10 protein-coding genes and 1 riboswitch are annotated in these 15203 nt (G+C 70.0%); of the genes, 4 read left to right on the top strand and 6 right to left on the bottom strand.

The window, feature by feature from the left end; genetic code table 11:
- Window positions 1–185 precede the first annotated feature (185 nt).
- The 4 genes from E5843_RS01930 to thiC all read right to left on the bottom strand — a co-directional run bounded on the left by E5843_RS01930 (window position 186) and on the right by thiC (window position 6287).
- Window positions 186–1049, bottom strand: a complete 864-nt coding sequence (locus E5843_RS01930) for a helix-turn-helix domain-containing protein (protein ID WP_425480725.1) — start codon at window positions 1047–1049, stop codon at window positions 186–188.
- Between the two features lie 107 nt (window positions 1050–1156).
- Window positions 1157–3505 (bottom strand): winged helix-turn-helix domain-containing protein, encoded by a 2349-nt coding sequence (locus E5843_RS01925; protein WP_136411660.1) that lies wholly within the window; start codon window positions 3503–3505, stop codon window positions 1157–1159.
- 211 nt (window positions 3506–3716) lie between these two features.
- A complete protein-coding gene (locus tag E5843_RS01920) occupies window positions 3717–4295 on the bottom strand; it encodes a DUF4136 domain-containing protein (RefSeq protein WP_136411659.1) in 579 nt (192 codons plus the stop codon).
- Between the two features lie 114 nt (window positions 4296–4409).
- Window positions 4410–6287, bottom strand: a complete 1878-nt coding sequence (gene thiC, locus E5843_RS01915; RefSeq protein ID WP_136411658.1) for a phosphomethylpyrimidine synthase ThiC — start codon at window positions 6285–6287, stop codon at window positions 4410–4412.
- 73 nt (window positions 6288–6360) lie between these two features.
- Window positions 6361–6462, bottom strand: a riboswitch (TPP riboswitch).
- Window positions 6463–6625: 163 nt separating this feature from the next.
- Between thiC and E5843_RS01910 the strand changes: the two genes are divergently transcribed.
- Window positions 6626–7579, top strand: a complete 954-nt coding sequence (locus E5843_RS01910; RefSeq protein WP_141065608.1) for a homoserine kinase — start codon at window positions 6626–6628, stop codon at window positions 7577–7579.
- Between the two features lie 91 nt (window positions 7580–7670).
- Here the strand turns inward: E5843_RS01910 and E5843_RS01905 are convergent, their stop codons facing one another.
- Both E5843_RS01905 and E5843_RS01900 read right to left on the bottom strand, forming a co-directional pair.
- Window positions 7671–10832: an efflux RND transporter permease subunit gene (locus tag E5843_RS01905; RefSeq protein ID WP_141065607.1), complete on the bottom strand. Its 3162-nt coding sequence runs from the start codon at window positions 10830–10832 to the stop codon at window positions 7671–7673.
- Window positions 10833–11055: 223 nt separating this feature from the next.
- On the bottom strand, window positions 11056–12165 hold the full coding sequence (locus E5843_RS01900; RefSeq protein WP_425480737.1) for an efflux RND transporter periplasmic adaptor subunit: 1110 nt from the start codon (window positions 12163–12165) through the stop codon (window positions 11056–11058).
- A gap of 141 nt (window positions 12166–12306) precedes the next feature.
- Between E5843_RS01900 and E5843_RS01895 the strand changes: the two genes are divergently transcribed.
- The 3 genes from E5843_RS01895 to E5843_RS01885 all read left to right on the top strand — a co-directional run bounded on the left by E5843_RS01895 (window position 12307) and on the right by E5843_RS01885 (window position 15141).
- On the top strand, window positions 12307–12903 hold the full coding sequence (locus E5843_RS01895) for a TetR/AcrR family transcriptional regulator (RefSeq protein ID WP_244240814.1): 597 nt from the start codon (window positions 12307–12309) through the stop codon (window positions 12901–12903).
- A 112-nt stretch (window positions 12904–13015) separates the two neighbouring features.
- On the top strand, window positions 13016–13678 hold the full coding sequence (locus tag E5843_RS01890) for a protein-L-isoaspartate O-methyltransferase family protein (protein WP_136411656.1): 663 nt from the start codon (window positions 13016–13018) through the stop codon (window positions 13676–13678).
- An 83-nt stretch (window positions 13679–13761) separates the two neighbouring features.
- Window positions 13762–15141, top strand: a complete 1380-nt coding sequence (locus tag E5843_RS01885) for a TolC family outer membrane protein (protein ID WP_141065604.1) — start codon at window positions 13762–13764, stop codon at window positions 15139–15141.
- Window positions 15142–15203 lie beyond the last annotated feature (62 nt).

Raw genomic sequence — 15203 nt, 5'->3', positions numbered from 1 at the left:
GCATTAGTGATGCGTTAAGACGCATCCAAACGTTACGGCGCCGTGTTCCGGCTTGCTTTGCGGCGGCGGCCGTATGACTTTGCGGAATCTGTCCGAACCGGCTTCTGTCACCCATCCGACATCCGCCGTGCGCCATAAATGCGGGCTGCCCCGCACCCGCGCGGCTACGTCGGTCGGCAATGGACTCAGGCCGCGGCCCGCTCCGACGCATACCGCTCGTGGCGTGCGCGATACGCGGTGGCGGTGGTGCCGTGTCGTGCCCGGAACGCACGCGCGAAGCTGCAGCAGTTGTCGAAGCCGCAGGATGCCGCGACCTCACCCACCGTCATCGACGTGGAGGTCAACAGTTCCGCCGCGCGCTCGAGGCGCAGGCGTGCCGACAGCGCCTGGGGGCTTTCCTCGTACAGGCTCTGGAACGCCTTGGAGAAGTACCAGCTCGAGAAGTTGGTCAGGTCGGCCAGCTCGCCGATCCGCACCACGCGATCGTTGTGGCCCTCGAGATACAGGCGCGCACGCTGCATGCGGCCGAACACCTGCCGCTTGCGGCTGCGCGAACGGCCGGGGCACAGCTGCACACGGGTGGCGAGTTCGCGCTGGGCCCGCGCGATATGCAGCAGCACCGGGCGCAGGGCCTCGGAACCACTGCCGGCACGGGCGGCGCGCCACAGCTGCAACGCGACGCGCAGTTCGCCGGCGGGCAGGCGGCCACGGCCGGGATACAGCACGTTGTCGGCGATCTGCTCCAGCAGCTTCAGGTCCGGCGCGCGCAGCAGCACGCCGACGGCGAGCCCGGTCTCGTCGGTATGCAGCACCGGCACCGAATCGCGTTCGAACACCATCCATTCGCCCCGACGCAGGCGGAAGCGGCCCTCCTTGCACTCGACCCAGGCATGCCCGCGCAGCACCACCCATGCAGAGCAGGCCGCAGCGGTCACGCGCGCGCCGCCCATGCGCGACAGGCCCACGCAATGCGGGCGGGGAGCGGCGGGATCATCAAGATCGATCTGCAGCATGCGGCCGCGATCGGCCCAGTCGTTGATCGTGGTCATGGAGACTTCCGGCATGGGGGAGTCTTACTTGTGCCGTGTGTGCGCGGCACCTGCCGGAAATCCATCCGAATCCTGTGCGAAATCGGGCGGAAACCTTTCCGAAACCCTTACGAAACCGGTTTTCCCTTCCGGGTCAATGACTTGACGATGCCCAACGTCGACGATGGACGCGGCTGCGGCAGGTGGGTGAAGCCGATTTCCATGCCGTCGTCGATCACCATCGAGAGGTAGAGAGTGCCGTCGCGCGTGCTGCTGCTGAAGCCGCTGGTGGCGGCGCGCCGCTCCACGCTCAGGCACAGCTGGCGCGAGCCGCCGGCGCCGCCCAGGCGGTTGAGCTGGGTCCGGCATTCCGGGGTGGAGACGACATAGTCGATGGCGCCCGCCACCGAGGGCGACCACGTCCGGTAGTGCACACGCCGGGGGTGGTGCGGATCCACCTGGCGCACGCTGCCGGGACGCAGGTCGGTCGACGCCTCCCACAACCCGTCTCCGGACAGGCGGGTGAACAGGATCCGCCCGGAAACGGGGTCATGGCGGAACTGCGAGACGTCCTCGAGCGCGCGGACCTGCCGCCAGCCCCGCCCGTCCGCCGCGAGCAGCACCAGTTGCAGCGGACCGTCGCCGACCTGGGCCGCCACCACCAGCTGCCGCGCATCCAGCCGCAGCGCCTGCACAGGGTTGCGCACCGGCACCGCCAACGCCCGCACCGCCGCGGTCCCGGCATCGACCTCGTAAAGGGTGGTCGCCCCGCGCTCGACGGCATCGGCCACCCCTGCCACCAGCAGGTGGCGTCCGTCAGCCGACCAGGTCGGCGCGTGGCTGCCGATCGGGGTGATTCCCGGCACCGGCGTCGGCTCGCCGGGGTCCGCGCCCAGCTTCGCCAGCCACAGCTCGTAGGGGCCGGCTCGGTCGGAACCAAAGGCCAGCCGACTGCCGTCGGGCGACACGGCCGGCGTGTTGTCGCGTCCGTTGGATGCGAACAGGCGTTGCTTGTGGATGGCACCCGATGGATCCACCGCGACGCGGAACAGCCCGAAGCGCAGGTTCCTGCGCACGAACGCCAGTGCACCGTTCGCCGCCACCATCGACGGGGCCTGCGCATCGTCGAATCCCAGATCGGAAATCGCACCGCTCGCCGGGTCGAGCGCGTACAGCCGCACCTCGGAGTCCACGCGGCGGCCGAAGACCACGCGCCCGGCGCTGGCCCAGGCCCAGCCGCGCAGTTCGGTATTGAGGGTGGTCAGCTGCTCGGCGCGGCCGCCGGCAACGGGTACGCGCCACAGGTCACCCAGCTGCGGATTGCGTGCGAACAGGATCCAGCGCCCGTCGGGCGACACCCGCGGAGCGTGGTCGATGGCGCCGGGTATGTGGTCGTAGGCCAGCGGCTGCCAGGCACCGGTGCGCAGATCCAGCACGCGCACGCCCGGGGCCGCGAAGTCCCCGTCCATGGTTCCGAACAGCAGCCCGCTCCCGTCGGCGGTCCAGTCGAAACTGACCGTGCGCGCGCCGTCGCATCGCGCCACCTCGCGCACATCGCCGCCACGGACATCGGCCACCATGACGGCGCAGGCGTTGCCGTCCAACCGGCGCAGGAACGCGATGTCGCGGCCGTCGGGCGACCAGCGCGGTATGGAGTCGGTGACCACCCCGCCCCGGGCTGCGCCTGCACGTGCAAGCACGCGGGCCGGTGCGTTGCGCGTCGGCTGCACCATGATGACGCTGCCGGCCGGACCGGAACTGGCGGCCGCATACGCCACCTGGCTGCCATCCGGTGACAGCGACGGGGAGCCCTTGAATCCCAGGCTGGAGGTGATCAGCCGGGACGCCTCCACCCCGGTGCGCGCATCCGCACCGCCGTCGTCATCGCGCACAAGCGACCAGGACAGCACGCCGACCGCGGCCAGCAGCACGCAGATGGCAACGATCGTCGCCGCGCGCCAGCCCTGCGCACGGGCACCGCCAGGGTTCGCGCCGTCGGCAGCAGGAAGAGGCGTGACGAACGGCGTGGTGTTTTCCGGGGTCGGCGGCTCCGCCGTGGTGCCCGCGGCCGCAGCCGTATCCGCAGTCGCGGTGGACGTCGTCTGCGGAACGTCTTCGCCCGCGTCCGGGGCCAGCGCCTCCACCTCGCGCAGCAGCCGATAGCCGCTCTTGGCGATGGTCTCGATATAGGCGCGCCCCTCCTCCGCGCCGCCGGCCCCGCTCCCGAACGCCTTGCGCAACTGGGTGACCGCCTGGGTCAGGACATCATCGGTGGGCAGCGTTTCCGGCCACACCTCGTCCAGCAGCGCGCGGCGCGTGACGACCTGCCCCGGCTGCGCCGCGAGCACGCGCAGCACCGCAAGGGCCTTCGGCGTGACCCGGACCGGCCGGCGTGCGCCGGGCATACGAATCTCGCGTGTGAGCGCGTCGACCGAGGCATCGCCCACACGCCAGCGATCCAGATCGACAGGGCGCACTGCTTCCAACTGCTTTCATACTTGCTCGGGGGAACGCGATGATCACGCGCCCCGACTGAACGTGTGGCAAGGCAACGGCCAGACTCCGCACATCCAACACTTGCTTTCGATCAGGTGCTGTGTCCTCCCGCGCACACCTGCGCGTCTGCGACGAACATGAATGCGCTGGGCGGGTGACCTGCACACGGTTCGCGCGCGCAGGCGTCCCGCGTCAGCCGCCGACGCGGTGCGGGTAGCGGGCGAAGATCTCCGCCAGCGTGGCGTTGATCCGGGCATCCCGCTCCGCCGGGGTGTTCCTGCCGACCCGCCCAACCGCGATTCCTTCCCAGACCAGGCGGTTCTGCTGACGGTCGATGATGTCGACGTTCATCGTGCCCTCGGTGTAGCGGTGCACATGGGTACGCTCGTTCCAGTAGGGCACGGCCACGTAGCCGCGGCCGCGATAGCTGTAGTAGTACGCATAGTCCACCGTCGGCGTGCTGGAGATATCGGTACGCCGCTGCAGGTAGGCGTTGACGTTGACCCAGATGTCCGGGTCCTGCGCCTGGTAGCGGTAGCCGCGGCTTTCCATCTGCGCACGGATCGACGCCTTCGCGACTTCACTGGTGGCCGTTTCGTAGCCCTGGCTCTCGAGCGCCAGCGGCGTGTAGAAGGCCCAGGTGCGGTACTGCGAGAAATCGGCACGCGGGTCGGCCTCGGTGCTGACGCGCGGACCGGTGGCACAACTGGCAAGTAGGGCGAGCGCGCACAGGCCGAGGAGCCAGGCGGCGAGACGATGGGGAGTACGCATGGCTGGATCTCCTGGGTGGCTACAGGGCGGCCGCGCCGCTCCGTGACATGACCCTACGCATGCCGCCGTCGATTGCACGCGACGGCGGCATGCGACATTCAGCGCCGGTTGCCGTCAGCCCGGCACGTACACCTCGCCGCCAGCGGCACGGAATTCCGCGGACTTCTCCCGCATCCCGGCGGCGATCCCGGCCGCCGTGGCCACTTCCCCGCCCGCCGCGTAGTCGCGCACGTCCTGGGTGATCTTCATCGAGCAGAACTGCGGGCCACACATCGAACAGAAGTGCGCCGCCTTGTGCGCATCCTTCGGCAAGGTCGCATCGTGGTACTCGCGCGCCCGCTCCGGATCCAGGCCGAGGTTGAACTGGTCCTGCCAGCGGAACTCGAAGCGCGCCTTCGACAGCGCGTTGTCGCGTGCCTGCGCACCGGGGTGGCCCTTGGCGAGATCGGCGGCATGGGCGGCGATACGGTAGGCCATCAGGCCTTCGCGCACGTCGTGTTTGTCGGGCAGGCCCAGGTGCTCCTTGGGCGTCACGTAACAGAGCATCGCAGTGCCGTACCAGCCGATCAGCGCCGCGCCGATGGCGCTGGTGATGTGGTCGTAACCGGGCGCGATGTCGGTGGTCAGCGGCCCGAGGGTGTAGAACGGCGCCTCGCCGCAGCAGGCCAGCTGCCGGTCCATGTTCTCCTTGATGAGTTGCATCGGCACGTGACCGGGGCCTTCGATCATGGTCTGCACGTCGTGCGTCCAGGCGATCCGCGTCAGCTCGCCCAGGGTCTCGAGCTCGGCGAACTGCGCGGCGTCGTTGGCGTCGGCGATCGAGCCGGGACGCAGGCCGTCGCCGAGCGAGAAGGCCACGTCGTAGGCCTTCATGATTTCGCAGATGTCCTCGAAGTGTTCGTAGAGGAAGCTCTCGCGGTGATGCGCGAGGCACCACTTGGCCATGATCGAGCCGCCGCGGCTGACGATGCCGGTGACGCGTTTCGCGGTCAGCGGCACGTGCGCCAGGCGCACGCCGGCGTGGATGGTGAAGTAGTCGACGCCCTGCTCGGCCTGTTCGACCAGGGTGTCGCGGAAGATTTCCCAGGTCAGTTCCTCGGCGCGGCCGCCGACCTTTTCCAGCGCCTGGTAGATCGGCACCGTGCCGATCGGCACCGGCGAGTTGCGGATGATCCACTCACGGGTCTCGTGGATATGCTTGCCGGTGGACAGGTCCATGACGTTGTCCGCGCCCCAGCGGATCGCCCAGACCAGCTTCTCCACTTCCTCGGCGATGCCCGAACTCACCGCCGAGTTGCCGATATTCGCGTTGACCTTGGTGAGGAAGTTGCGGCCGATGATCATCGGCTCGCTCTCCGGATGGTTGATGTTGCACGGGATGATCGCGCGCCCGCGGGCGACCTCGTCGCGCACGAACTCGGCGGTGATACGCGCCGGGATCGACGCACCGAACGACTGCCCCGGGTGCTGCGCGCGCAGGCCGGCGTCGGTCAGCGCCTCCAGGCGCTGGTTCTCGCGGATGGCGATGTATTCCATCTCCGCGGTGATGATCCCGCGGCGCGCGTAATGCATCTGGGTGACGTTGGCGCCTGGCAGCGCCCGGCGCGGGCGCGCGCGGTGGCGGAAGCGGATCGCATCGAGCTTCGGATCGGTCTCGCGCTGGCGGCCGAACGTTGACGTCAGCGCCGGCAGCTCGTGCGTATCGCCACGCGCGGCGATCCACTGCGCGCGCAGCCGCGGCAGGCCACGGGTGAGGTCGATCGATGCGTCGGGATCGGTATACGGGCCGGAGGTGTCGTACACGGCGAGTGGCGGGTTGTCCTCGCCGCCGAACAGGGTCGGGGTACGCTCGAGGACGATCTCGCGCATCGCGACGCGGACGTCGGCACGCGGGTCGGCAACGTGGATCTTGCGCGAGCCCGGGATCGGGCGGACGACATCGGCGGACAGCTGTTCGGCCTGGCGGGCCAGCTCGGAAGACACTGCATTCATGGCGGGGTCCTGCTTCGAAGGGATGACCGCGATCGCGGACGCACGAAGCAGGAGCACACGGACCCCCGGCATGCGGGGATCACGCGAAGCTTCCCTACGGCGGTATCAACCGCATCAGGTTCGAAGGGTCTGTCTCAACCGGCGCCGATGGCGCGCGGTACCCCCGCTTCGGGCGGGATTGGAGCATGCGCCCTGCGCAAAAACCAGCCACGGACACGCCGGCATGCGCCTGCCGGGTCGCACGACTGCCGTGTGCAGGGCCTCGCCGGAACGCCGCGCGTCGAACGCGCATCGCACCGACTGCTGCGAACCGGCCCCGCGAGCCCCAGAATATGCGGATGTCCCGCACCTCACCTCGCGCACGCACGCACGCCGAAGCATTCTCACCGGGCGGCGTCGGCAATATCGCCGTCGGCTTCGACCTGCTCGGCCACACCATCGACGGGCCCGGCGACCGCGCCATCGTGCATCGCGTGGCCACACCGGGCGTGCGCATCAACGCGATCCGCGGGGATGCGCATGGCGCGTCCTCGCTACCGCTGGAAGCCGCGCGCAACACCGCGGGACGTGCCCTGCAGTCGCTACTGGAAGCGACCGGCGCCAGCCACGGCTTCGAACTGGAACTGCACAAGGGCATCGCGCTCGGCTCGGGGCTGGGAGGCTCCGCGGCATCGGCGGTGGCGGCCGTTGTCGCCGGGAACGCGCTGCTGGACACGCCACTGCCGCGCCTGCAGCTGTATCCGCATGCGCTGGCCGGCGAAGCGGTCGCCACCGACAGCGTGCAGGGCGACAACGTCGGCCCCATGCTCATCGGTGGCATCGCGCTGGCGACACCGGACCGGCTGTTGCAGCTGGATGCCCCGCCAATCTGGTGCGCGGTGGTGCATCCGGATTTCGTACTGGAAACCCGCCAGGCGCGCGCGGTGCTCTCGGAGCCCTACCCGCTGGCGCAGGTGGTGCGCCATGGCACCCACCTCGCCCTGTTCCTTACCGGCCTCGCACGCGGCGATCTCGAACTGATTGGCGCGGGCCTGCAGGACGTGCTGGTGGAGCCGCGACGCGCGGCGCTGGTGCCCGGCTTTGCCGGGGTCAAAGCGGCGGCGATGGACCACCGCGCGCTGGGCGCAAGCCTCTCCGGTGCGGGCCCGAGCGTGTTCGGCTGGTTCGCCACGCGCGCCGATGCGCAGGCTGCGCTGGTCGCGATGCGAGCGGCGTTCGCGGATGCGGGCCTCGACAGCCGCGGCTGGGTGGGCCCGGTCAATGGGCCGCGTGCGGAGCTGCTGGGCGACTGAGGCGCGGGCCAACGCGGCGGCATCCACCTGCGCCGGCCAGTCGCATGCAGAGGATCGACGCCACGCAGACCACTCGATACGCGCGACCGGCTCAGCGCTCCGCCGGCACCGGCACCCGGAACCACGCCGCGTACAGCGCCGGCAGGAAGATCAGCGTCAGCACGGTGGCCACGGTGAGCCCGCCCATGATCGCCACAGCCATCGGGCCGAAGAACACGCTGCGCGACAGCGGGATCATCGCCAGGATCGCGGCGGCCGCGGTCAGCACGATCGGGCGGAACCGGCGCACCGTCGCATCGATGATCGCGTCCCAGCGCTCGTGCCCGGCGGCGATGTCCTGCTCGATCTGGTCGACCAGGATGATCGAGTTGCGCATGATCATCCCGGCCAGCGCGATCGTGCCCAGCATCGCCACGAAGCCGAACGGCACCCGGAACAGCAGCAGGAACAGGGTCACGCCGATCAGCCCCAGCGGTGCCGTCAACAGCACCAGCACGCTGCGCGACAGGCTGCGCAGCTGCACCATCAGCAGGGTCATCACCACGAACAGGAACAGCGGCAGGCCGGCCTTGATCGATTCCTGCCCGCGTGCCGAATCCTCGAGCGTGCCGCCGGTCTCGAGCAGATAGCCCTGCGGCAGCTCCGCGCGGATGTCGTCGAGCGTCGGCAGGATCTGCGCGACCACCGTCGGCGGCGTGGTGGCATCGCGGATGTCGGCACGCACGGTCACCGTGGGCAGGCGATCGCGGTGCCAGATGATGCCGTCCTCGAACGCGTATTCCAGCGTGGCGATCTGCGACACCGGCACCGGCTGCCCCGATGGCGTCGGCACGGCCAGGCTGCCAAGCATGTCCAGATCGGCGCGCTCGTCGCCGCTGCCGCGCATCAGCATCTCCACCAGCTCGTTGCCCTCGCGATACACGCTCACGCGCAGCCCCGACAGCGACCCGGCGAGGAAATGGGCGACCTGTTGCGAACTCACCCCGAGCGCGCGTGCGCGGTCCTGGTCGATCACCAGGCGCACCACCTTGCTGGGCTCGTCCCAGTCGAGGTTGACGTTGGTCGTGTGCGGGTTGGCGCGCACGCGTTCGGCGACTTCGCGCGCGATCGCGCGCACGCGCTCGACGTGCTCGCCCGACACCCGCAGCTGCACCGGATAGCCCACCGGCGGGCCGGTCTCCAGCCGGGTCACCCGCAGCTGCAGTTCGGGGAAGCGTGGCGCGATGTCGTCGATCAGCCAGCCGCGCACCTCTTCGCGCGCCGCCGGGTCGGTGGTCATCACCACGAACTGGGCGAAGTTGGCCTGCGGCAGCTGCTGGTCGAGCGGCAGGTAGAAACGCGGCGAGCCGGTGCCGACATAGGCGGCGTAGTTGGCGATGCCGGGATGCCCCTGCAGCATCGCCTCCAGTCGCTCCGCCTGTGCCTGGGTGGCGCGCAGCGAACTGCCCTCGGCAAGTTCGAGATCCACCATCAGTTCCAGCCGGGTGGAATCGGGGAAGAACTGCTGCGGCACGAAGCGGAACAGCAGGATCGATGCGACCAGCATGCCGACGGTTGCGGCGATCACCAGCCAGCGATGCGTGAGCGACCACTCCAGCCAGCGCCGGAAGCGACGGTAGAACGGGCGCTGGTAGGGATCATGGTCGTGCGCGCCCAGCGGCTTCGGTGCGAGCACGTCGGCGAAGGCCGGATGGCGATCGGCGGCGCGCTCGCGCCAGGCGCGGATGCGTGCCGCGAGCGACCCCGGCTTCGGGGGCTGCGGATTGGCGAGATCCGGCAGCATCTTCTCGCCGAGATACGGGATGAACAGCACCGCCGCGATCCACGACACCACCAGCGCGATGGTCACCACCTGGAACAGCGAGCGCGTGTATTCGCCGGTGCTTGATGCGGCGGTGGCGATCGGCAGGAAGCCGGCCGCGGTCACCAGGGTGCCGGTCAGCATCGGGAACGCGGTATTGGTCCAGGCGAAGCTCGCCGCCTTCAGGCGGCTGTAGCCCTGCTCCATCTTGATGGCCATCATCTCGACCGCGATGATCGCGTCGTCGACCATCAGCCCTAGCGCCAGCACCAGCGCGCCCAGCGAGATCTTGTGCAGGCCGATGCCGAAGTAGTGCATCACCGCGAAGGTCATCGCCAGCACCAGCGGGATCGATACCGCCACCACCAGCCCGGTGCGGAAGCCGAGCGAGACGAAGCTCACCAGCAGGACGATGACCACCGCCTCGGCGAGCACCTTGACGAACTCGCCGACCGAATCGCGCACCGCCTGCGGCTGGTCGGCGACGCGCCGGAGCTGCATGCCGGCCGGCAAGGTCTGTTCGAGACGCGCGAACTCCGCTTCCAGCGTGCGCCCCAGGCGCAGGATGTCGCCGCCGTCGTGCATCGACACCGCGATGCCGATCGCATCCTCGCCCATGAAGCGCATCCGCGGCGCGGCGGGATCGGCAAAGCCGCGCCGCACGGTGGCGACATCGTCGAGGCGGATGGTGCGGCCGCCGGCGCGGATCGGGAACGCGCGGATCGCATCGACCGAATCGAACGCGCCATCCACGCGCAGCTGTACGCGTTCGCTGCCGGTCTCGTAGAAGCCCGCGGTGGCCACCGCGTTCTGCTGCGCCAAGGCGTCCTGCACGGCGGCCAGCGGGATGCCCAGCGTGGCCAGCCGCGTGTTGCTGATCTCGATGAAGATCTTCTCGTCCTGCAGGCCGATGAGTTCGACCTTGCCGACGTCGGGCACGCGCTGCAGCTGCAGCTGCAGGCGGTCGGCATAGTCCTTGAGCACCGCGTAGTCGAAGCCGGCACCGGTCAACGCGTAGATGTTGCCGAAGGTGTCGCCGAACTCGTCGTTGAAGAACGGGCCGATGACGTCGGCCGGGAGCGTCGCGCGGATGTCGCCGACCTTCTTGCGCACCTGGTACCAGAGCGCCGGGATCTCCTTGGAGCGCATTGAATCGCGCGCCATGAACACGATCTGCGATTCGCCCGGCCGCGAGTACGAGCGGATGAACTCGTAGTCGCCGGTCTCCATCAGCTTCTTCTCGATGCGTTCGGTGACCTGGCGCGAGACCTCCTCCGCGGTCGCGCCCGGCCACACCGTGCGGATCACCATCGCCTTGAACGTGAACGGCGGATCCTCGGACTGGCCCAGGCGCATGTACGACCACACGCCGATGATCGCCACCACCAGCATCGCGTAGAGCACCAGCCCGCGGTTGGCGAGTGCCCATTCGGAGAGGTTGAAGCGGGTCATCGCAACGTCTGCGCTGTTATTTCGCGCGACATGAGGGCGCGATGCATCGCGCCACCCGCTGCGTCATTTCGCGACCCCCGCGGAAATGGCGTCGACCGGCTCAAGGCGTCTGTTCCTGCACCAGCAGCAGGACGGAGTGCAGTCCTATTGTTCCCCCACCCCATCCCCTCCCCCGCGAGCGGGAGAGGGGCGTTTGGGCCGTGCGGGAATGGCCCTGATCGGATCATGGCGACTGTTCCGGCGATCGCGTCGTGGAGGATGGTTCCATGGGGGCGTTGTCGCGATCGACCGCGACGACGGGCTGGCCATCGCGCAACAGATGGCCACCGGCGGCGATCACCAGTGCGTCCTCCGGCAGGCCGGACAGCACCGGCACCCGCGATTCGCCATACGCGCCCAGCGTCACCGCCAGCGGACGCGCCACGCCGTCGGCGACCACCCACACCACCGGCGTGCCGCCCTCGCCACGCTGCACCGCCGACAGCGGCACGCTGCGGCTGGGGGTGCCGGTCGGCCGCAGATGCACGCGTGCGCTCTGGCCGAGCGACACCGCCTGCGCAGTCGGCTCCAGTTCGACCCGCGCGGCATAGGTGCGCGACTGCGGATCGGCCGCCGGAGCAATCTCGCGGATGCGCCCGGCCAGCCGCACTCCCGGTTGCGCCCATAACTCCACCTCGACCGGCTGGCCGGTCGCGAACGCGCCGGCCCGCGCTTCCGGCAGCGCGATCGCGACTTCGCGCGCACCATCGACGGCGAGCCGGTAGATGGCCTGCCCGGGTGCCACCACCTGGCCGGCCTCCGCTTCACGGGTGGCGATCACCCCATCCGCGGGCGCCCGCAACTGCGCATAGCCGGCCTGGTTGCCGGCCACCGCCGCCTGCGCGCGTGCGGCCCGCGCCTGCTCCTCGGCGGCGCGCAGCGCCGTGGCCTGCGCCTCCAGGGCGGAACGGCTGACCAGCTGCTCCGCCGCCAGCGCCTGGTAGCGGACGTTCTCGGAACGCGCACGCGCGAGTTCAGCCTCCGCGGCCGCGGCCTGCGCACGCGCGCCCTGCGCCTGCTGGGCCAGGTCGGCGGGGTCGAGTTCGGCCAGCACCTGTCCTGCACGCACGCGGTCGCCGACATCGACCAGACGCCGTACCAGCTGCCCGCCGACCCGGAATGAAAGCGCGGCTTCCTCGCGGGCGCGGATCTCGCCGGCCAGCGCCATCCCCTCGGATCCGGCGCGCACGGGAGCGCTGTCCACCAGCACCGGGCGGGGCGCCTCGGGGGGCGGTTCGGATCCACACCCGCCCAGCGCCAACAACAGCACGGCTGACCATCGCGCAGGTCGCAGATCCATGGGCTGACGCCATTAATGAACTGCCGCGTAGAGTATAAATAGCAAACCGATTGGTCTAGTATTTATCGCATGCCCCAGCCCGCTTCCAGCCCGCCGGCGGTGAAGAGTCCCGCCAGCCCCGGCCGCCCGAAAGACATGAACAAGCGCGCGGCGATCCTCCACGCCGCCGAGTCGCTGTTCGTCGAGCACGGCTATGAGGGCACCAGCATGGACCAGATCGCCGCCGACGCCGGGGTGTCGAAGCTGACGGTGTACAGCCATTTCGGCGACAAGGACGCGCTGTTCGCCGAGGCCGTGCGCGGCTACTGCGAGAAACAGCTGCCCACCTCGGCATTCAATCCCGACCCGTCGGTGGCACTGCGCGAGCGCCTGCTGACGGTGGGTCGCGCCTACTTCGGCATGATCAGCGCCCCGCAGGCGATTTCCGGTCACCGCCTGCTGTGTTCGGCGCAGATGGTGGAGAAGCGCCTCGCACGGCTGTTCTGGGAGAATGGTCCGCAGCGGGTGCAAGAGAAGTTCACCGCCCTGCTCGAACGCCGGATTGGCGTGGGCGAGCTGGCGATCGACGACGTGCCGCGCGCGGCCGAGCAGTTCTTCGCCCTGCTGCGCGGCGAGCTGCACCAGCGCATGGTGTTCGGCGTGTGCGGCGGCGAGGCCGGCGCCGACGAGCGCGAGGCCCATATCGCCGCCGCGGTCGACATGTTCCTGCGCGCCTACGGCCGGAAGCCGTGACGGCGGTCGTGGTGACTTCCGGCACTCGGTCCTCCGCACGCCCCCCGGCGATCCTCCTTCCCACGGCCGCTGCCGCTAAAATGCGCGGTCCCCGCGCCTGAGAGCTCCATAGATGACGATCGATTACGCCTCCGCCCGCGCTGCCATGGTCGAACAACAGGTCCGCCCGTGGGACGTGCTCGACCGTCGCGTGCTCGACGTGCTGGCGGCGATGCCGCGCGAGCTGTTCGTGCCCGCGCCGTGGCAGTCGGTGGCCTATGCCGACTTCGAGATTCCGCTGGCGCATGGCGAGCGCATGCTCAAGCCGGTGGTCGCCGGCCGCGCCCTGCAGGCGCTGCTGCTGCAGGCGGGCGAGGACGTGCTCGAGATCGGCACCGGCAGCGGATACGTCTCCGCGTGCCTGGGCCAACTGGGCCGCGACGTGATCTCGCTCGAGCGCCATGCCGACCTCGCCGAGGCGGCGCAGGCGCGCGTGCGCGAAGCGGGCCTCGCCAACGTCGACGTGATCCACGCCGACGCATTCGGCTGGGCCAGCGAGCGCCGCTTCGACGCCATCTGCGTCAACGCCGCGGTCGACCAGGTGCCGTCACGTTTCATCGAGTGGCTGCGTCCGGGTGGCCGGATGTTCATCGTGCGTGGCCGCGCGCCGGTGATGGAGGCGGTGCTGGTCCATCGCCAGGGCGACGACGTCAACGCCCCGCGCATCGAATCGTTGTTCGAAACCGAACTGGGCTACCTTGCCGGCACCGAGCCGGTCGCGGAATTCCAGTTCTGATCCAGCAGGCCTGCGCCACCCGGCGCGGACTGCAGCGCCGGCGCCCGATGGCGCCGGCCTTCCACTGACGCCAAGGATTCCCCATGCTGCGCCGTCCCCTCGCCCTTGCCCTGTCCCTCGTCCTGCTGCCTGCCTCGGCTTTCGCCCAGGACCTGGTGCAGACCTATGAACTGGCACGCGCCGGGGATCCGCAGCTGTCGATCGCCGAGTCCAACCGCGAGATCTCGCGCGAGGGCGCCGTGCAGGCACGGGCCGCGCTGCTGCCGCAGATCAACGGCAGCGCCGACCTGTCGCGCCGCTACGTGGCCGGCGTCGACGGCGACCAGCGCTCGCGCAGCGTCGGCGCGAGCCTCGACCAGACCGTGTTCGACCTCGGCCGCATCTCCAACCTGCGTGCGCAGCGCCAGCTCGACACCGCCGCCGGCTTCGACCTGCAGGCGGCCAACCAGACACTGATCACCCGCACCTCGGCCGCGTACTTCAACGTGCTGGTCGCGATCGAGACGCTCGCCGCGGCCGAAGCGGCCGAGCAGGCACTGCAGAAGCAGTTCGACTTCGCCAGCCGCAGGCTCGAGGTCGGCCTGGCGCCGATCACCGACGTGCACGAGGCGCGCGCGCAGTACGACGCCGCGCGTGCACAGGTGATCCTGAGCCGCAACGCACTCGAGGACGCCTACCAGGCGCTGGCGGAGATCACCGGCGTGCCGGTGCGCAACCTGCGCGCGCTGCCCGAGGACTTCCAGCCGGAAGTGCCGGCCGGTGGCGACGCCGACAGCTGGGTCAACGCGGCGCTGGGGCAGAACCCCTCGTTGCGCGCAGCCGAATATGCGGTGCGGGCGGCCGAGATCGGCATCACCGGGGCACGTGCCGGCCACCTGCCGCGGCTGTCGCTGGGTGCCGGCTACAACAACCAGGCGTACTGGGGCGACCTTGCCGGCGTCAACGATCCGGGCAACCCGACCGGCGCGCGCCGCAACGAGGGCCACAGCGTCGGCCTGACCCTGACTGTGCCGATCTTCAGCGGCGGCGCGACCCAGTCCGGCGTGCGCGAGGCGATCGCCCGCCGCGACATCGCCGAGGACCAGCTGACCCAGACCCGCCGCGCGCTCGAGCGCAACGCGCGCAATGCCTACCAGACCGTGGTTGCCGGCGTGTCCGAGGTCGAAGCCCGGCGGCTGGCGGTGCTGTCCGCGCGCAGCGCCTACGACGCCTCGCAGGTGGGCCTGGAAGTCGGTACCCGCACCGTGGTCGACGTGCTGATCAACCAGCAGACGCTGTTCCAGGCCGAGCAGCAGTTCGCGCTGGCGCGTTACAACTTCCTGCAGAACCGGCTGCTGCTGGAGCAGGCCGTGGGCACGCTCGACATCAACGACCTGCAGGAGATCAACCGCCTGCTCACCGTCGAGGCCGACAGCCCCAGCACCGCGCCGACGGCACCGGCCAGCAGCCCGCAGCAGCAGTAATCGCGGCGCCGCGTCGCGGCATCAACACTGCAGCCAGGCCCCCGTCATCGGGGGTCTTTGCA

This window comes from Luteimonas yindakuii, assembly GCF_004803715.2.
Lineage (GTDB): Bacteria > Pseudomonadota > Gammaproteobacteria > Xanthomonadales > Xanthomonadaceae > Luteimonas > Luteimonas yindakuii.
The sequence above is the reverse complement of the archived record's forward strand: the minus strand, read 5'-3'. Positions and strand labels throughout refer to the sequence as shown.

Coding starts and splice junctions, on each gene's coding strand:
- E5843_RS01930 (WP_425480725.1), bottom strand. CDS start 1,049: ATGACCACGATCAACGACTGGGCCGATCGCGGCCGCATGCTGCAGATC.
- E5843_RS01920 (WP_136411659.1), bottom strand. CDS start 4,295: ATGCGTACTCCCCATCGTCTCGCCGCCTGGCTCCTCGGCCTGTGCGCG.
- thiC (WP_136411658.1), bottom strand. CDS start 6,287: ATGAATGCAGTGTCTTCCGAGCTGGCCCGCCAGGCCGAACAGCTGTCC.
- E5843_RS01910 (WP_141065608.1), top strand. CDS start 6,626: ATGTCCCGCACCTCACCTCGCGCACGCACGCACGCCGAAGCATTCTCA.
- E5843_RS01905 (WP_141065607.1), bottom strand. CDS start 10,832: ATGACCCGCTTCAACCTCTCCGAATGGGCACTCGCCAACCGCGGGCTG.
- E5843_RS01895 (WP_244240814.1), top strand. CDS start 12,307: ATGAACAAGCGCGCGGCGATCCTCCACGCCGCCGAGTCGCTGTTCGTC.
- E5843_RS01890 (WP_136411656.1), top strand. CDS start 13,016: ATGACGATCGATTACGCCTCCGCCCGCGCTGCCATGGTCGAACAACAG.
- E5843_RS01885 (WP_141065604.1), top strand. CDS start 13,762: ATGCTGCGCCGTCCCCTCGCCCTTGCCCTGTCCCTCGTCCTGCTGCCT.